Here is a 17346-nt window from a genome sequence, read left to right on the forward strand (position 1 = left end):
GTACCGCGCACGACGATCCGCTCACACGCGGATCGCCGGTTGCGCGGTGCTCAAGAGCCTCTCTCCTCCTGCGTCGTCGATCGGCCGCGGTCGGCCGGGGAGGGTGGTCGCGCTGGGAAGAGCGGGTCGCGTACCGCGACTGCGAGCGATCGACGACGCCAGGAGGAGAAAGCCTCACGAGCACCGCGAAGCGCAACCGGCGATCCGCGTCCCAGCGGATCGACGTGCGCGGAACGCACGACGCTCTGCAAGACCCGACCACCCTCCCGAGCCGACTGCGGGCGATCGACGACGCCAGGAGGAGAGAGCCTATGAATGCTGCGGGAACCCGAGGTTGATGCCGCCGTGGGAGGGGTCGAGCCAGCGGCTGGTGATGGCCTTCTGCTGGGTGAAGAAGCGGACGCCTTCTGCTCCGTGGGCCTTGGTGTCGCCGAAGAGGGACGCCTTCCAGCCGCCGAAGGAGAACGTGGCGACGGGGACGGGGATGGGGACGTTGATGCCGATCATGCCGACCTCGACCTCGTTCTGGAAGCGACGGGCCGCTCCTCCGTCGTTGGTGAAGATGGCCGTGCCGTTGCCGAACGCGCCGTTGTTGATGAGTGCGACGCCCTCCTCGTAGGAGGCGACGCGGACGATGGAGAGCACCGGTCCGAAGATCTCCTCCGTGTAGGCGCGGGAGGTGGTGGGGACCTTGTCGAGCAGGGTCGGGCCGAGCCAGAACCCGTTCGCGTCGCCGTCCACCTCGATGCCGCGGCCGTCGATGACGACCTCCGCGCCGTCCTCCTCCGCGATCGCGATGTAGGAGGCGACCTTGTCGCGGTGCGCCTCGGTGATCAGCGGGCCCATGTCGCAGCCGCGGCGTCCGTCGCCGATGCGCAGGGTCGCGGCCCGCTCCTGGATCCTGGTGATGAGCTCGTCGGCGACGGGCTCCACCGCGACGACGACCGAGATCGCCATGCACCGCTCGCCCGCCGAGCCGAAACCGGCGTTGATGGCGGAGTCGGCGACGAGATCGAGGTCCGCGTCGGGGAGCACCAGCATGTGGTTCTTCGCCCCACCGAGGGCCTGGACGCGCTTGCCGTGGCGGGTGCCCGTCTCGTAGACGTACTGCGCGATCGGGGTCGAGCCGACGAACGAGATCGAGCGGACGTCGGGGTGCTCGAGCAGCCCGTCGACGGCCTGCTTGTCGCCGTTGAGCACCGTGTAGACGCCGTCGGGGAGGCCGGCCTCCTTCCAGAGGGCGCCGAGCCAGATCGCCGGGGACGGGTCCTTCTCGGAGGGCTTCACCACGACGGTGTTGCCGGCGGCGATGGCGATGGGGAAGAACCACATCGGCACCATCGCGGGGAAGTTGAAGGGAGAGATGATCCCGACCACGCCCAGCGGCTGCTTGGTCGAGTAGACGTCGACGCCGGTGGAGACCTGCTCCGAGTACTCGCCCTTGAGGTGGTGCGCGAGCCCCGTCGCGAACTCCACGACCTCCTGCCCGCGGGTGATCTCGCCCAGCGCGTCCGAGACGACCTTGCCGTGCTCCGACGTGATCAGCTCGGCGAGCTCCTGCTTCTTCGCCTCGAGGAGCTCGCGGAAGCGGAAGACGATCTGCTGCCGCTTCGCGAGCGACGTGTCGCGCCAGGCGGGGAAGGCGGCCTTCGCGGAGGCGACGGCGGCGTCCACCTCGGCGGAGTCGGCGAGCGCGACCTCCTTGGTCGCGACTCCCAGCGCCGGGTCGTAGACGGGAGCGGTGCGGCCGGACGAGGAGGCCGAGGGAGCCCCGTCGATCCAGTGGCCGACGACGGACAGGGCGGTGGCGGGCTCGACGATGCTCATGGCGACGACTGTAGGGGCGTGACCACGGCCGCGGGGGTGCCGATCCGTCCAGCGGTGGAGGGGTGGTCTGGACGGATCGGCGCGCTCAGTCGGCGGGACGGGGGGCGTCGGCGTCGGCGTCGGCGTCGGGCGAAGGGGTGGCCGGGTCGGGGCTCGAGGCGGCGGGGTCGGCCGCGCTCGGGTCCGCAGCACCGGTGTCGGCCGCGCTCGGGCCCGCAGCGCTGGGATTTGCAGCGCCGAGGTCGGCGGCGCCGGTGTCGGCAGCGTCCGGCTCCGCACCGTCGGGATCGGCCCCGGAGTCGGCGGCATCCTGCTCGGCTGTACCGGTCTCCTCACCGTTCACCTCGGCAGCGGACGCTTCAGCCGCACTCTCCGCCGCACCCGCCGGGTCGAACCGCGCCAGCGCGGCCGTGATGTTGTCGTGCCCGCCGCGCTCGTTCGCCCAGGCGACCAGCGCCTCCGCGAGCGTGACCGGATCCGCGCCCACCCTCTCCTGCGCCTCGCGCAGCACGCGCGCGAGGTCCTCGGCGGCGGACGCGTAGTTCCACAGCCCGTCGGAGCAGACCAGCACCCAGCCCGGCTCGGTCAGCTCCTCGGAGGCGACCCGCGGCTCCTCGTCGTGCGCGTCGGCGCCGAGCCAGCGGGTGATGGCGTGAGCGTCGGGCGCCGTCTCGGCCTGCTCCCGCGGCACTCCCGAGGCGATCTGCTCCTGCGCCCACGAATCGTCGACCGTGAGCTGCCGCGGCTCGCCCGCGTCCGGCATCCAGTAGCTGCGGCTGTCGCCCACGTTGCCCGTGACGAGCAGCGCGCCGTCCAGCACCGCCGCGGTGAAGGTGCACGAGGGCGGATTCGACCGCTTCTCGGGCACGGCCGCGTCGATCGCTCCGGAGGCGCGCGCGGTGGCCATCTGCAGCAGCGCGCGCCAGCGGTCCGCTCCCGCGCTCTCCCCGCCGACCTCGGCCTGCAGCGCGCTGAGTGCCGCACGGGCCGCGGCGAGCGACGCCTTGTCGGAGTCGGGGGTCGAGGAGACCCCGTCGCAGACCACCAGCAGCGCCGTCCTCAGAGAGCCGTCGGCGCCGGTGGTCGCCCCGAGCGCCATCGCGTCCTCGTTGGCCGGGTGCCGGAGCCCGCGGTCGCAGACGCCGCCGACCAGCGGGTGCGGCGCTTCGGCCCAGTGCTCGCGCTCGGTCGGAGCGGGGCGTCCGCACTGCTCGCAGTAGCCGTCCTCGGCGACCGCTCCCCCGCAGTAGACGCAGGCGGCGGATCCTCCGACGGCGACGGGCGGAGCGGAGGGGGTGGCCGCGACGATCAGCGGCGTCCCGCAGGCCTCGCAGAACGCGTCGCCGGTCGTGACCGGCTCGCCGCAGTTCGGGCAGGGAGTCGACAGCGCGCCGCTCATGTCAGCGTCCAGCGTCGGACCTCGTTGGCCCGGTCGACGAGGCGCATGCGCTCGTCGCGCTCGCGAGTGGAGGCGGCGAGCGCGCGGTAGGAGGCCTCGAGGCCGTCGCGGATGGCGGCCTCGTTCGCCTCGACTCCGCCGAGGGTCGCTCCCTCGGCCGGGCCGTCGCGCCGCACCAGCTCGAGGGCGGAGGCGAGGACCTGGGTCGTGAGCTCGAGGCGGGTCCGCTGGTCGATCGACACGGAGTCGACGCTCGCGAGGGCGGCCGAGAGCGCGGGCAGCCCGCGGCCCGACTCCGCCAGCAGCTCCGCCCGGCGGCGGCGCGCGTCGGAGTAGGAGGAGCGCGTGGGCGCGACGATGTCGAGCGCGTCGAGCGCCCCGTCGAGGTCGGAGCGCAGCTGCCGCACCCGGGCGAGACCGAAGGCGGCGGGTGCCGTGTAGTTCGCGTCGGCGCGGGCGCAGATCACGTAGAGGGACTCGGCGACCTCGGGCTCACCGCTCGCCTCGCACGCCGCGGCGAGCGCGAGCTTCGGGGCGAGCTCGCCGGGGACCTGCCCGTAGACGGTGTTGAAGGAGGCGCGGGCCCCGATGTCGTCGCCGCGCGCGAGCTGCGCGAGACCGCTCATCCAGACCGCCCGCCACTCCCACGGGTCCTCCGTGAGGATCTCGCCCGTCGCGCGGGCCGCCTCCTCCCAGCGCTGCGCCTCGATCGCCGCCCGGGCGCGGGCGAGCCTCACCTCGACCGTCACGGTGGGCGCGAGCGCGAGAGCGCGCAGGCGCACGATCGGGTCGGCGACGTTCACGCCCGCGAGCCACGACCGGGCGGGATCGGACTCGTCGCGGCGGAGCGCCGGCAGCGCGTCCCACGGCGGGACGCGGTCGACCACGTCGGCCACGGGCGCCTCGAACAGGGCCGACTCCGTCGAGTGCAGCGCGGGGTGTCCGGGACCGCGATCGGTCGCGACGACCTCGCGCAGCACTCCGAGCAGCTGGCCGCGCATCTCGTCCACCGTGGCGAAGCGGTCCTGCGGGTCGGGAGCGCATGCCTTCGCGATCAGGCGGTAGAAGGAGTCGTAGCGCTGGAACAGCGGCGTCTCCGACACGGGCGGCAGCGAGGCGACGAAGGTCGTCTGGTTGCCGCGGAAGTCGAGCACCAGCGAGGCCAGCGTTCGGCCGATCGTGTAGACGTCGGAGGCGACCGAGGGACCGAGGTCGGCGACCTCCGGGGCCTGGTAGCCGACGGTGCCGTAGATGGCGGAGTCCTCGTCGTCGATCCGGCGCACTCCGCCGAGGTCGATCAGCTTGACCTGGTCGCCCACCTGGATCATGTTGTCCGGCTTGAAGTCGCAGTAGAGCAGGCCGTGGTCGTGCAGGTAGGCGAAGGCGGGCATGACCTCGAGCACGAAGGCGAGCGCCTGGTCCACCGGCAGCGGATCTGCGGCGCCGCCGTTGGCGTCCAGCCGCTCCTTCAGGATCTGCTTGAGGCTCGGCCCGCCGACGTACTCCATCACGATGTAGCCGGCGCCGTCGTGCAGGACGAAGTTGTAGATCTCGACGATCAGCGGGTGCTCGACCTCGGCCAGGAATCGGCGCTCGGTGACGGCCGCCGCGTACGCATCGGGGTCGCCGGAGTTGAGCAGGCCCTTGAGCACCACCCAGCGCCCCGAGACGTTCCGGTCGCGCGCGAGGTAGATCCAGCCGAGGCCGCCGTAGGCCAGGCAGCCGACGACCTCGTACTGGCCGCCGACCACGTCGCCCTTCACCAGCTGCGGTGTGAACGAGAACGGCGTGCGGCAGTTGGGGCAGAACCCCTCCGTGCGGCCGGGCCGACCGTCGCGCCCGCGGCCGACGGCGGTGCCGCAGTGCGAGCAGAAGCGCTTGCGCTCGGGGAGGACCGCCTCGGTCATCAGAGCGGCCATCGGGTCGGCGGCCGGGCGGGACGGGACGGTGGTGAGCCCGGCGCCGAGCCTCGGGCCGCGCAGTCGGGTCGAGGTGGTGCCGACGCGGCGGGTGACCTTCGAGCCGGTCTGCGCCGTGCGGGCGGAGCCGAGGGCGGCGGTGGCGAGGCGGGCGGAGGAGGTGCGCGTGCTGCGCGCGGTGGCCGACTCCTCCGCGGGCCCGGGTGCCGTGGCGCCGGGGGTGCCCTCGACGAAGCCGGTGCCGAAGGCGGCGGAGGCGGTGGCCGGCGGGGAGGCCGGAGCGGCGCGACGCGCGGTCGGCGTGGAGGCGGCGGCACCCTCCTCGGGCGGGAGGCCGCAGACGTTGCAGTAGCCGTCCTCGATCGTCCCGGTGCAGCCGGGAGTCGCGGTGCAAGGGGCGCCGTTCATGGGGTGGCCTTCCGGTGATGCGCGGGGTCGGGGTGCGGGAGGTCGCGGGTGACGACGTCGTACTGCTCGACCAGGTGGCGGGCGAGCGGGACGGAGCAGGGCACCGCGTCGAGAGCGGCGCGCACCTCCTCCTCGGCCGCGACGCCGACGGCGGTGGCAGCGCGGCCGTTGCCCTCGGCACGCTCCCGCAGCGCCCGGAGGCGGAAGCCGAGGGCGGCCCGTTCGCGCAGCGGCGAGGTGTAGGCGGCCTCGACCGCGTCGAACGCGCGGCCGACGGCGGTCAGGCGGGCGAGGTGCGCGTCGAGCGCCTCGCGGTCGGACGGAGGATCGCCCAGCCGGGAGACGTCGGGCACGGCCAGCCGTGGCGGGTCGGCGATCTCGCGGCGGCAGCGGGCCACGAGCTCGCGCAGCGGCGCCTCGCGGCGCTCGGCCGCCTCCGCCAGCTCGCGCGCCCGACGGCGGTCGCGCTCGAGTCCGCGCCGCTCGGACGCGGCGATGATCAGGTCGCGCTCGAGCCGGGCGGAGTCGCTCTCGAGCTGGCCGAGCGGCCCCGACACGTCGGCTCCCCGACCCGCCCGCTCGGCGAGCGCGTCGAGGCGGGAGCGCAGCACGGCGACCCGCTCCGCCCGCTCGCGGTCGACCGTGCCGCCGCCGTCACGGGTGAGGTCGCGGCAGCGCTCGATCTCGGCGCGCACCCCCACGATCCGTCCGGCGACGTCGGTGCCGCTGGGGTCGAGCTCGAGCCGGGAGCGCAGCTGGCCGACGACCGCGTCGCAGAGGCGCACCGCCTCCACCAGCGAGACCGCGCCGCTCCCGGAGGCGTCGAGACGGCCCCAGATCAGCTGCGACATCCGCTCGCGCGCCACGACGTCGACGCGGCCGGAGTCCCAGACCGCCTCGAGCTCGGCCAGGCGCCGGGTGACGGACTCGCGGAGCGACTGGGCGAGCACCACGTCGGCCGTGTAGTTCTCGGCCTGCGGCGACGCCAGCGCGGCGGCGTCGAGCCGCGAGAGCTCGCGCGTGGTCCGCTGCAGCCAGCGGGTGAGAGCGGCGAGGTACTCGAAGAGCTCGCGCTGCGGCGCGGCCTCCCCCAGCCGGCCCGGAGCGACGGGCGTTCCCTCCGCGAGACCGGTGCTCATCGGCCGTACACCGGGGCCGGCGGCGAGGCCTCGCCGAGGACCCCGAGCCAGCGATCGTAGATGCTCTGCCAGCGGCCGTCGCTGCGGATGCTCTCGAGCGAGGCGTTGACGAAGCGCACGAAGTCGGGGTCGTCGGCGGGCAGGCCGAGGCCGTAGGGCTCCGAGCTCAGGGCGTCGCCGACGACCTTCGCGTAAGGGTCCTGCGCCACGAAGCCCGCGAGGATCGTGTCGTCGCCCGCGATGGCGTCGACCTCTCCTGCCTGGAAGAGGGCGAGGCACTGCGAGTGCGTGGCGGCCTCGACGGCCTCGACCTCCGGGTAGTCGTTCTGCAGGCGGCTGAGCGTCGTGGTGCCGCTGGGCGCGCAGACCCTCTCGCCGTCGAGGTCGCCGATGCCCGTGATCGGGACTCCGTCGGGGTCGTCGGAGACGAGCACCTTGAGGCCGGCGTCGTAGTACTCGGACGAGAAGGCGATCGAGCTCCAGCGGTCGCAGGTCATCGTGAGGGTGCGGGCCACCATGTCGACCTGCGGGGCGCCGTCGCCGCCGGTGAGCGCGGGGAGGCGCTGAGCGGAGGTGATCACGACGTAGTCGATGGAGTCGCTGCCGAGGATCGCCCGGGCGACCTCGCGGGCGATGTCGACGTCGAAGCCCTCGATCGCCCCCGTGATCGGGTTGCGGGCGCTCATCAGGAGGGTGTCGGCCGAGACGCCGACGCGCAGGGTCCCGCGCCCGCGGATCTCCGCGAGCCTGGTGCTGTCGGTCACGCCGGTCGGCGCGTAGGAGGTGACCGCCGAGGGCGAGCAGTCCGCCGCGGCCGGAGCGGCGGGAGCGGTCGCGCTCGCCGTCGGAGTCGGGGTCGCCGCGGCGAGGGGCGTGCCGAGGTCGTCCGCCCCCGTCGTGCAGCCGGTGAGGGCGAGTGCCGCGGCGGTGGCCAGGGCGAGGGCGGCGGCGCGCAGGCGGTTCATCGGTACTCCTCCAGTCGCTGGGCTATGCCGCGCCAGGCGAACACGGCTCCGGCGAGACCGGCCGCCAGCAGGATCCACGAGACGAGGGTCGCGAACTCCGCACCTCTGTCGAGCGTGGTGGCGGCGGCCAGGGCCTTCTCCTGCACCACGTCGCGGGCGTCGTCGGAGAAGGTGGTGAAGAGGTCGTTCGGCGTGCCGTTCCCGGTGATCGTGGCGACGCGGACGGCCTGGTCCCAGTTCCCGGCGTCGTCCGCGGCGCGGATCTCCTCGTGGAACAACTGCCACTGCCCGAACTCGTCGACGAGCCGCGTCCTCGCCAGCTCGTCCTGCAGGTCGCCCGAGAGCTTCTCCCGGGCGGAGTCGACGGCCTGGGTGTAGCGCTCCTCGAGGGCGGCGCCGGAGCCGCGCTTGATCAGCGTGAAGCTCTCGAGCGACTTGGCGTCGCTCGCGGCGATGAGCGCGTTCGACACGGTGAGCGCCTCGCGGTAGGACTCGACCCGCGCCGTCCCCGCGTCCGCCGCGACCGATCCGTAGGCGAGCGCCCCGCCGACGCCGACGACCAGCAGGAGGGCGGTCCCCGTGGCGAGCGGGCGGTTGAGGTAGCGGTGCGTGCGGCGGGCGAGCCAGAGCTGCGCCGCCAGGAGGAGGACCAGCATCACGAGCGAGCCGATCATGAGCAGGACGCTCCAGCGGACGGCGTCGTAGGCGGCCGCGACCCGGTCGGCGCCGGAGTCGACGAGCCCGTCGAGGTCCTCGAGGATGCCGCCGTCTCCCGAGAGGGCCGTCGACGCCTGGTCGAGGTACGCCGAGGCGACGGGGAAGCCCTGCCGGTTGTTGGCTCGCGCCTGCTCGATCAGCCCGCTGTAGGTCGTGATGCTGCTGGCGACCCGGGCGAGGGCCCGGGTGTCCGCCGAGTCGGCTGCCGAGAGCCCGGCGATCGCGGAGGCGGCGCCGGTGAGGCTCGAGACGTACGACGCCCGCAGCTCGGTCGGCTCCAGTCCGCCGACGAGGAAGGTGTTGGCCGCGATCGCGTTGGCGTCCACCAGCAGCGTGCGGACGTTCTGCACGCCGAGCAGCTGCGCCGACTGCTCCCGGGCCGTGGTCGCGGCGCGCGCCTGCATCGCTCCTGCCTGCTGCGCGAACACGCCGAACAGCACGGCCGCCAGCGCCGTCAGGGCGAGCAGGAGGCGCAGGGTGGCCGGAGTGGTCGCGGTCGCGCGGGCCAGCAGCGACGGCTTCCGCTGCGCCGGCCGGTTGGCGACCTGGACGAGGGGCGGCTCGGGGATCCTCTGCGCGGGCGGCGCGGCGGGTGCGGTGCTCAACGGCTCTCCTCCTCGGGGTCGTCGGTGACGGGGACGGCCGTGCCGCTCGGGGCGGCGTCCGCCTGCCCGAAGGCCTCCTCAGAGCCGTCGACCGCGCCCTCGTCGTCGTCGCCGGCTCCGTCCGGGCTGCTCGAGGCTTCGGGGCTCTCCACCACGTCCTCGGGGAGCAGGATGCGCAGCTCGTCGAGCGTCGGCTCCTCCACGTCGCGGAGGCGCCAGGCGTGCCGGGCGATCGCCGCGTCGAGGACGTTGCGGACCCAGCGCCCGTTGCCGAACGCCTCCGTGCGCTGCTGCGCCGAGGCGAGGCCCGCGAACGCGGCGAGCGCCTCCTCCGTCGGCTCGAAGTCCGCGGAGGCGGCGAGGCGGCCGAAGATCGCCGAGAGCTCGTCGTCGGAGTAGTCGGCGAAGTCGATCGTGGTCGAGAAGCGGCTGGCGAGTCCCGGGTTCGTGTCGAGGAAGCCCTGCATCGGCCCGGAGTAGCCGGCGACGATCACGACGAGGTCGCCGCGGTGGTCCTCCATGTCCTTCACGAGGGTGGTGACCGCCTCCGCGCCGTACTGGTCGAGCGCGAGCGCGTAGGCCTCGTCGATGAAGAGGACGCCGCCGCGCGCGGAGGCGATCACCTCCGCGGTCTTCGTCGCGGTCTGCCCGAGGTAGCCGGCCACCAGCTCCGATCGGTCGACCTCGACGAGCACGCCCTTCGAGAGGATGCCGAGCGAGCGGTAGATCCGCGAGACCAGCCGCGCCACCGTCGTCTTGCCCGTGCCGGGGTTCCCCGTGAAGACGAGGTGGCGGGTGAGCGTGGGCGTGCTGAGTCCGGCGGCCTGGCGCAGGGTGTCGATCCGGAGCAGCTGCGTCTGCCGCTTGATCTCGCTCTTCACCCGGTCGAGGCCGATCAGCGCGTCGAGCTCGGCGAGCAGGTCGTCCATGGACTCCGGCGGGTCGAGCGGCTCCGGCTCGGAGGCGGGCTCCGCGGCGGGAGCGGCGGCGGGCGCCGGCTCGTCCTGCGGACCGTCGTGCTCGGTCCGGCGGAGGCGCTCGAGGATCTCGTCGACCCCGGGCACGCCGGCGGGCAGACCGGTCGGCAGGTCGGCGCTCGCGGCACCGTCCGGCGTCCGGCCGGTCGTGTGCGGTACTCCTCCGCTCGTCGTCGGAGCGGCGCCCCGGGCGCCCGGGACGGCGGAGAGCTGGGCCGCGGCGGTCGCGGAGGCGGAGGCGATGCCGCCGATGCCCGGGTCGCCGAGAGCGCTGGCCGCCGAGACGACCTCGGTCAGGGCGCGGGCGTAGGCCGAGGCGTGGTGCGAGCCCGCGCCGACCAGGGCGGCCAGCTGATCGGTCGGCCCCGACCGCCAGCGCCGGCCGCTCGAGGCGGCGGTGAAGAACGCCTCCAGACCGCCCGTCGCGCCGGTCGCGGCGAGCCAGTCCTGCCCGGCGCCGCGGATCGACTCGGCGACGGCGGCGGCCAGCCGCGCACCCTCGTCGCGGACGGCCGCGGCGTCGAGGCCGGCGGCCGTCCCCGCGAGCACGAGGGCGTCCAGCGCCGGGGCGAGCGCGGTCACGAGGCGCTCGGCGGGGTCAGCGAGCCGGATCCGGACGGCGCTCCCGGCTGCGGAGGCGCGTCGAGACCGCTCGGGGAGAGCGAGGACTCCGTGAACTTCTCGGCCAGGAACTGCCCGTGCGCGATCAGCGCCGAGGCGTCCTGCCGCGAGACGGCGTCCGAGATGCGGTCGAGCGTGCCTCCGAGGAGGTCGAGCTGGTCGCAGAGGATCATCAGCGAGGTCTTCCCCCTGTGCACGGCGCGGCGGTCGGCGAAGTCCCTCGGCAGGCGGAGGTAGCCCTCCACCGCCTCGGGGAGGTAGCTGGTCGCGGTCGCGACGACGGTGTGGCCCTGCCGGCTCATCCCGCCGAGGCGGTCGAGACGGGGCACCATCTCGCGGACCGTCTCGTCGATCCGCTGGATACGCGCCGCGACGATGCCGGGCACCCGGCCCTCCGTCCGCGTGCCGACCCGGTCGAGCGCCGCGAGGATGTCCTCGCTCGTCGGGACGCTCGGCAGAGCGGGCGCGGTCTCCTCCGGCGCCGCGGGGGCACCCGTGAACAGTCGGGAGAACCAGCCCATCGGCTAGCGGCCGAGATCGAGCGAGGACGTCGCGTCGATGTCCGAGTTGCTGCGGCGGGCCCGCTCGACGTACTCGCCGGCCTTCGCCGTCTCGGTCTGCAGGACTCCGACGGTCTGGGCCATGCTGTCGAGCGCCTTGATCTTGAAGTCCGAGATCGAGTCCATCGTCTGGTAGATGTTCGCGAACGCGGCCTGCAGCTGCGGCAGTCCGACCGTGGCCGAGGCTGCCTGCGACTGGATCGAGGCCGACTGGTCGGCGAGCATGCGCGAGGTGGCCTCGATCATGTTGGACGTCGTGGTGTTCAGCGCCGTGATCTGATCGAGCACGAGGCGCTGGTTGGCGAGCGCCTGCGCCACGATGACCGCCGTCCGCAGCGCCGAGACGGTCGTGGTCGTCGCCCGGTCGACGCCCTTGATCAGCTCGACGTTGTTCTTGATGACGACGTCGATCGCGAGGTAGCCCTGGATCGACACGGCCAGCTGGGTCAGCAGGTCCTGGTGCTTCTGGCGCGCGTAGAAGAGGACGTCCTCGCGCAGCGCCTTCGCCCGCTCCGGATCGGTCGCGTCGAGCTCGGCGATCTTCGCCGAGAGCTTCACGTCGAGCCGCTCGGCGACGTAGATGTACTCGTTGAGACGGGTCATCGTCTCCCAGAGGTTCTGCTTCTCGAGATTCAGGGCCGCGTTGTCCTTCCGCAGCTCGTCCTGCCCGTCGTACAGGGCCTGGATGATCGCGTTCAGGTGCGACTGGGCGCTCTCGTAGCGGCGGAAGTAGTCGGTGATCTTGTTGCCGAACGGGATGAAGCCCAGGATCTTCTTCTGCAGGTTGTCCTCGGACGGGTCCAGATCCTCCACCGTGCGGCGCAGCTCGAGCAGCGTCTTGCCGATGGTCGACCCCTCGGAGAGCCCGCCCTCCTGGAGGGCGCGCACCGGCGTGCTCAGCAGCCGGTTCGACGAATCGGCGGCCGAGCGGATGTCCGCGTCGCCCATCGTGCGGATGTCGTTGGCCCGCGTCGCGAACTCGGGACTGCGGGACTCCGTCGCCAGGAGCGTGTCGAGGTAGCCGTCGACCTTCGCCTCGAGGCCGGGCAGTGCGGCTTCCGGCACCTTCGGCGCGATCGACGGCGCCGAGGTGGTCGGCACCGCTGCCACCGGCTCCGGAGGCGTGAGCGAGAGGGCGTTCTGGACGGGCGGCTGCAGGGCCTCGGTCATCGGGATCCTCACCGTTCCTGGCGCTCGGCGCCGACTGGGATGAACGTCCGCCCAGCATATCCCGGGCCCTCCCGCGGGATCCCCGCGAGCCGCCTCGTCCGAGGACTCGACGCGATCGGGCGGCTGTGGAGGAGCGTCCGCCGCCGGTCAGACCGCCTTCGGGCGCCTCCGCAGCGTCGCCACCGCGACTCCGGCCAGGGCGAGCGCGCCTCCGAGCAGCGCGGCGAGCGGCGGGGTCTCGCCCAGGACGAGCCAGGACAGCAGCACGACCACCGCGGGCACCGCGTAGGTGGACGCCGCGGTGCGACCCGCGCTGGAGCGCGCGAGGACGTACCCCCACGTCGTGAAGGCGACGGCCGTCGGGAAGATCCCGAGGTAGACCACGGCCAGGATCGAGGAGAGCGGAGCGGCGGCGAGCGCCTCGACGAGCTCCGGTGCGAAGGGCAGGCACGCGACCGTGCCGGCGAGGCAGCCGAGCCAGGTCATCGTCGGCGCGTCGATCCGGCCCAGCAGGCGCTTCTGGAGGGTCGCCGCGCTGCCGTAGACGACGGCGGCCACCAGGCCGAGGGCGACGCCGATCACGTCGAACTGCCCGGTGGAGGTGGAGAACGCGATCACCGCGACGCCGGTCAGCGCCACGAGCATCCCGGCGAGGAGACGGCGGGGGAATCCCTCCCCCAGCAGCAGCCCGGCGAGCACGGCGGTGATCATCGGCGCGATGTTCACCAGCAGCGCCGCCGTCCCCGCGTCGACATGCCGCTCCGCAGCGTTCAACGCCAGGTTGTAGACCCCGAACCAGGCGACCCCCCAGCCCAGCACGAGCAGGAGGAGGCGCCCGCGCGGGACCGCCGTGCGCGGATCCGGAGCCGCCTCCGAGCGGCGCCTCCGGGCGGTGAGGACGACGCGCACCACCGTGAGCGCGAGCGACCCCACCACGATGCGGCCGAGGGTCAGCGCGCCCGGGCCGAAGTCCTCCGTCGTGGCGCGGATGCCGACGAAGGCCGACGCCCAGAGCAGGACGGTGACCGCGATCGCGCCCCACAGCAGGAGGGCGTCCCTCGTGGAGGGCGGGGCGGAGGAGGAGACGTCGGTCATGAGGCCATCGTGGCGCTGCCGGGGATTCAGCACCAGTTCCGTTCACTGTCGGATCGTTCAGCCGGACTGTACGGTCGTCCCATGCTCGACGTGCACCGGCTCCGCATCCTCCGCTCCGTCGTCGCCTCCGGCTCGATCGCGGGAGCCGCCTCCGGCCTCGGCTACACGCCGTCCGCCGTCAGCCAGCACCTCTCCGCTCTGCAGCGCGAGACCGGACTGACCCTGCTGGAGCGGGTGGGCCGCGGCGTCCGCCCGACCCCCGCCGGACGCGCCCTCGCCGCCCAGGCGGACCGCGTCCTCGAGCGCCTCGCCGAAGCGGAGGCCGTGGTGGACGAGCTGCGCGACGGCCGCTCCGGCCGCCTCTCGGTGACGTACTTCGCCTCCGTCGGCAGCGCCTGGATGCCGGAGGTCGCCCGCCGGCTGACCGCCGCGTTCCCCGGCCTCGCCCTCGATCTGCGCCTGGGAGAGGAGCTCGACGACGACCTCGGAGCGCGCCCCGACGTGCAGCTCCTCGTCGCCTCCTCCGAGCCGACCGCCCCCGGATTCACGGCGCACCACCTCCTCGACGACCCCTACCTCGTCGTCCTGCCCGACGGTCATCCGCTCGCCTCCCGGAGCGAGATCGACCTCGCCGAGCTCGCGAACGAGCGCTGGGTCGACAACGACCTGCCCACCGGCTGGTGCCGCCGGAACGTCGTGGAGGCCTGCGCCGCCGCCGGGTTCGCGCCGCCCTTCCACGTCCAGGCCAACGATCACATCACCGCCGCCGCGTTCGTCGCCGCGGGCATGGGCGTGACGGTCCTGCCGGAGCTCGCGGCCCACCGCCTGCCGGACGGCGTCCGCGCCGTGCCCGTCGTCCGTCCCCGGCCCGTCCGCTCCCTCGAGGCCGTCGTGCGCAACTCCGCCGCCTCCTCCGCACCGGTGGCCCTGGTGCTGGAGACACTGAAGGCACTCGTCGCACGCCGTTGAGCGCGCCTGCACGGGCGAGCTCGCAGCACACCGGAGCACGATGGGCCCGTGAGCTCCGTCGAACCCGTCACCCGTTCCGCGCCCGCGCTCGGCGGACCGCGCATCCTGAAGCAGCGCTGGACCGAGGCGACGTTCCTGCACTGGCGGGTCGACCCCGCCCTGGTGGCGCCCCACCTCCCGGCCGGGACGAGGCCCGACGAGCACGACGGTTCCTCCTGGGTGGGCCTGATCCCGTTCCGGCTCTCGCGGACGGCCTTCCTCGGCGGCCCGCGGGTGCCCTGGCTCGGCACCTTCCCCGAGGTGAACGTCCGGCTCTACTCCGTCGACGAGCAGGGACGACGCGGAGTCGTGTTCGTCTCGCTCGACGCCTCCCACCTCCTTCCCGTGCTCACCGCGCAGGCGGTGTTCGGGCTCCCCTACCGCTGGGCCCGGATGAGCATCGAGCACCGCCACGGCGCGGTGATCTACGACACGATCCGGCACTCGGACTCGGCCGCCCGCTCCCGGATCGTCGTCCGCCCGGGCGAGCCGGTCGACGAGGACCCGCTCGGCTCGTTCCTCACCGCACGCTGGGCCTACCACGAGCGCCACCTGGGCTCCACCTGGTACGGCCGCAACCTGCACCGGCCGTGGCCGCTGCGACGCGCGGAGCTGCTCGCGCTCGACGACGGGCTGCTCGACGCCGCGGGCTTCCCCGGGCTGGCGACGCGCGCGCCGGACTCGGTGCTGTACTCGGCCGGAGTGGAGACCGTGTTCACGGTGCCGCGGAAGGTGTGAGGGGGGCGGGAACGCTCCTCCACAGGCGGCTCTTCGCGATGCTGTCCGATGGAACGGCGCTCCCGAGGCCCACGGCGAGACGTCGTCCGGTGAGATCAGGGCATGAAGGAATCGGCGACAGTAGACGACGCGCTCACGGAGGCGCTCGCGCTCGCCGGCTCACGGCACGCTGAGCGGTCCGCCGTCGAGGCATCCCGGTACCGGGCAGTCGAGGAGGCACGCCGCCTCGCGATGGCGGCACCGGCGGCGCTCATCGGCGAGCACGTCCAGGTGCAGGTGGATCGGGCGGAGGCGGCGCACCGGGCGCTGATCGCGGAGCTCGCGACGGGACTCCGGGTCTCGGAGGCGCACGCCTCTGCACTGGTCGACGAGGCACGCCTGCTGGTGAACGACCTCCCGGCGACGTTGCGCGCACTCGCGGACGGAGCGCTCTCCTCCGAGCACGCGCGACTCGTGGTGCGAGGAGCGCTCGACGTCCCCGCCGAGGTCCGTGGGCGCTTCGACGAGGAGGCCGCGACGATCGCGGTCGCCTGCACGCCGCCCCAGCTGCGACGCGCCCTCCGGTCGCTCCGGGAACGGCTGCACCCGCAGACGCTCAGCGAACGTCATCGGGACTGCGCCCGTCGTCGCGCGCTCTGGGTGGAGGGCCTCGACGACGGGATGGCGATCCTGCACCTCTACACCGCAGCTCCCGATGTGCTCGGCGCGATGGACAGGATCGACCGGGCCGCCCGCTCCCTCGCGGATCTGCCGGACGAGGAGCGGACGCTGGGCCAGCTCCGCGCGGACATCGCCGCTGCGCTGCTGGTCGACGGGGAGACATCGGCCGAGGGAGACGGCACGTCGATGCCGGCGGGAGTGCGCGCCGAAGTCGCGGTGACCGTGCCTGCACTGACCCTCCTCGGGCGGTCCGACCAGCCCGCCGTCCTCGACGGATACGGACCCGTCGATCCGGAGACCGCGCGGCGTCTCACAGCAGGTGCTCCCTCGTTCATGCGGCTGCTCACCCATCCGGAGAGCGGAGCGGTCCTCTCCGTCGGACGCGACTCCTACCGAGTGCCGGCGGACCTGCGTCGCCACCTCCAGCACCGCGACGGGACCTGCCGGTTCCCGGGATGCACCCGTAGCACCCGCCACGCGGACGTCGACCACACGAACGACTGGCAGCACGGAGGCACCACGTCGGCCGACAACCTCGCGCACCTCTGCCGACACCACCACCGGCTCCGCCACACCACGGGGTGGACCCACCGGCAGGAGCCGGACGGCACGCTGCACTGGACGAGCCCGACGGGACGGCAGCATGTCACCCGGCCCTGGGAGCCGGGGGACAGGGCGGAGGGCGGACACGGTCCGAGCGGAGACCGCGGGCCGTGACACGGGCAGGTCGGGTGGTCGAGACAGGCAGGTCAAGGGGCGGGCCCGCTTCGGCGCGCCCGCGTAGCGTGGACGCACGGGCCGATCGGCGTGGAAGCGACAAGAGGGGCAGCGACATGGCAGGAACGAAGGACAGGAAAGACGCGACGACGGGGACCTCGGCGGTGCTCTTCGACATCGACGGGACCCTCGCCGACACGAACGTCCTCCACGTCGAGGCGTGGTCGCGCGCCTTCTGGCAGGCCGACCTCGTCGTGCCCGCCTGGCGCATCCAACGAGCGATCGGCGCAGACTCGTCGGAGCTGCTCGACATGCTCCTCGAGGACGACGTGAAGGAGGAGCAGCGCGCACTGGTGAAGTCGCTGCACACCAAGAACTACGCCGAGACGACAGCACGCATCGTTCCACTCCCGGGAGCTCGCGAGCTCATCGCGACGCTCGTCGGTCGAGGCGTCCACGTCGTCCTCGCCACCTCGGCACCGCAGAACGAGCTGGACGTGCTTCTCGACATCCTCGACTTCGGCGGCTCCGTCCACGCTGTCACCAGCGGCGCCGACGTCTCCACCGCCAAGCCAGCACCCGACCTGATCTCGATCGCGCTCGACCGCGCGGGCGTCTCCGTCGACCGCGCCATCATGGTCGGCGACGCGACCTGGGACGTCCTGGCCGCCGAGCGCGCGGGCCTGGCAACAGTCGGGGTCCTCTCCGGCGGAACCTCGGAGCACGAACTCCGCGAGGCCGGAGCCGTCGCCGTCTACGAGGACGCGGCGGCCGTCCTCACCGGTCTCGGTGAAGGGCCCCTCGCGAGCCTCCTGAACTGA

14 protein-coding genes are annotated in these 17346 nt (G+C 73.6%); 4 read left to right on the top strand and 10 right to left on the bottom strand.

Features of this window, described 5'->3' with window-relative positions:
* Positions 1 to 309 precede the first annotated feature (309 nt).
* The 10 genes from C5B92_RS10415 to C5B92_RS10460 form a co-directional block, all read right to left on the bottom strand.
* Positions 310 to 1827 (bottom strand): CoA-acylating methylmalonate-semialdehyde dehydrogenase, encoded by a 1518-nt coding sequence (locus C5B92_RS10415; RefSeq protein WP_104255298.1) that lies wholly within the window; start codon positions 1825 to 1827, stop codon positions 310 to 312.
* Positions 1828 to 1912: 85 nt separating this feature from the next.
* On the bottom strand, positions 1913 to 3226 hold the full coding sequence (locus tag C5B92_RS10420) for a PP2C family serine/threonine-protein phosphatase (protein ID WP_219814263.1): 1314 nt from the start codon (positions 3224 to 3226) through the stop codon (positions 1913 to 1915).
* A complete protein-coding gene (locus C5B92_RS10425) occupies positions 3223 to 5553 on the bottom strand; it encodes a serine/threonine-protein kinase (protein WP_104255299.1) in 2331 nt (776 codons plus the stop codon). Before C5B92_RS10425 ends, C5B92_RS10420 begins: the two co-directional genes overlap by 4 nt.
* Positions 5550 to 6692: a hypothetical protein gene (locus tag C5B92_RS10430; RefSeq protein ID WP_104255300.1), complete on the bottom strand. Its 1143-nt coding sequence runs from the start codon at positions 6690 to 6692 to the stop codon at positions 5550 to 5552. Before C5B92_RS10430 ends, C5B92_RS10425 begins: the two co-directional genes overlap by 4 nt.
* On the bottom strand, positions 6689 to 7657 hold the full coding sequence (locus C5B92_RS10435; RefSeq protein WP_104255301.1) for a glutamate ABC transporter substrate-binding protein: 969 nt from the start codon (positions 7655 to 7657) through the stop codon (positions 6689 to 6691). Before C5B92_RS10435 ends, C5B92_RS10430 begins: the two co-directional genes overlap by 4 nt.
* Positions 7654 to 8979, bottom strand: coding sequence for a hypothetical protein (locus tag C5B92_RS10440; protein WP_104255302.1), 1326 nt, complete (start codon positions 8977 to 8979; stop codon positions 7654 to 7656). Before C5B92_RS10440 ends, C5B92_RS10435 begins: the two co-directional genes overlap by 4 nt.
* Positions 8976 to 10538 carry an AAA family ATPase gene (locus C5B92_RS10445; RefSeq protein WP_104255303.1) on the bottom strand — a complete coding sequence of 521 codons (1563 nt, stop codon included), beginning with the start codon at positions 10536 to 10538 and terminating at the stop codon, positions 8976 to 8978. The genes C5B92_RS10440 and C5B92_RS10445 overlap by 4 nt, the downstream gene beginning before the upstream one ends.
* On the bottom strand, positions 10535 to 11098 hold the full coding sequence (locus C5B92_RS10450) for a hypothetical protein (RefSeq protein WP_104223834.1): 564 nt from the start codon (positions 11096 to 11098) through the stop codon (positions 10535 to 10537). The genes C5B92_RS10445 and C5B92_RS10450 overlap by 4 nt, the downstream gene beginning before the upstream one ends.
* Positions 11099 to 11101: 3 nt before the next feature.
* On the bottom strand, positions 11102 to 12307 hold the full coding sequence (locus tag C5B92_RS10455) for a toxic anion resistance protein (RefSeq protein ID WP_104223833.1): 1206 nt from the start codon (positions 12305 to 12307) through the stop codon (positions 11102 to 11104).
* 147 nt (positions 12308 to 12454) lie between these two features.
* Positions 12455 to 13402, bottom strand: a complete 948-nt coding sequence (locus C5B92_RS10460; RefSeq protein ID WP_104249861.1) for a DMT family transporter — start codon at positions 13400 to 13402, stop codon at positions 12455 to 12457.
* An 81-nt stretch (positions 13403 to 13483) separates the two neighbouring features.
* On the opposite strand from C5B92_RS10460, the gene C5B92_RS10465 reads away from it, so the two are divergent.
* The 4 genes from C5B92_RS10465 to C5B92_RS10480 all read left to right on the top strand — a co-directional run bounded on the left by C5B92_RS10465 (position 13484) and on the right by C5B92_RS10480 (position 17346).
* Complete coding sequence (locus C5B92_RS10465) at positions 13484 to 14371, top strand: LysR family transcriptional regulator (RefSeq protein ID WP_104255304.1); 888 nt, start codon at positions 13484 to 13486, stop codon at positions 14369 to 14371.
* A gap of 48 nt (positions 14372 to 14419) precedes the next feature.
* A complete protein-coding gene (locus C5B92_RS10470) occupies positions 14420 to 15148 on the top strand; it encodes a YqjF family protein (protein WP_104246884.1) in 729 nt (242 codons plus the stop codon).
* 102 nt (positions 15149 to 15250) lie between these two features.
* Positions 15251 to 16525 carry an HNH endonuclease signature motif containing protein gene (locus tag C5B92_RS10475; RefSeq protein WP_104255305.1) on the top strand — a complete coding sequence of 425 codons (1275 nt, stop codon included), beginning with the start codon at positions 15251 to 15253 and terminating at the stop codon, positions 16523 to 16525.
* 116 nt (positions 16526 to 16641) lie between these two features.
* Positions 16642 to 17346, top strand: a complete 705-nt coding sequence (locus tag C5B92_RS10480; RefSeq protein ID WP_104255306.1) for an HAD family hydrolase — start codon at positions 16642 to 16644, stop codon at positions 17344 to 17346.

This window comes from Rathayibacter sp. AY1A4 (assembly GCF_002930955.1).
In the GTDB taxonomy this organism is placed as follows: Bacteria; Actinomycetota; Actinomycetes; order Actinomycetales; family Microbacteriaceae; genus Rathayibacter.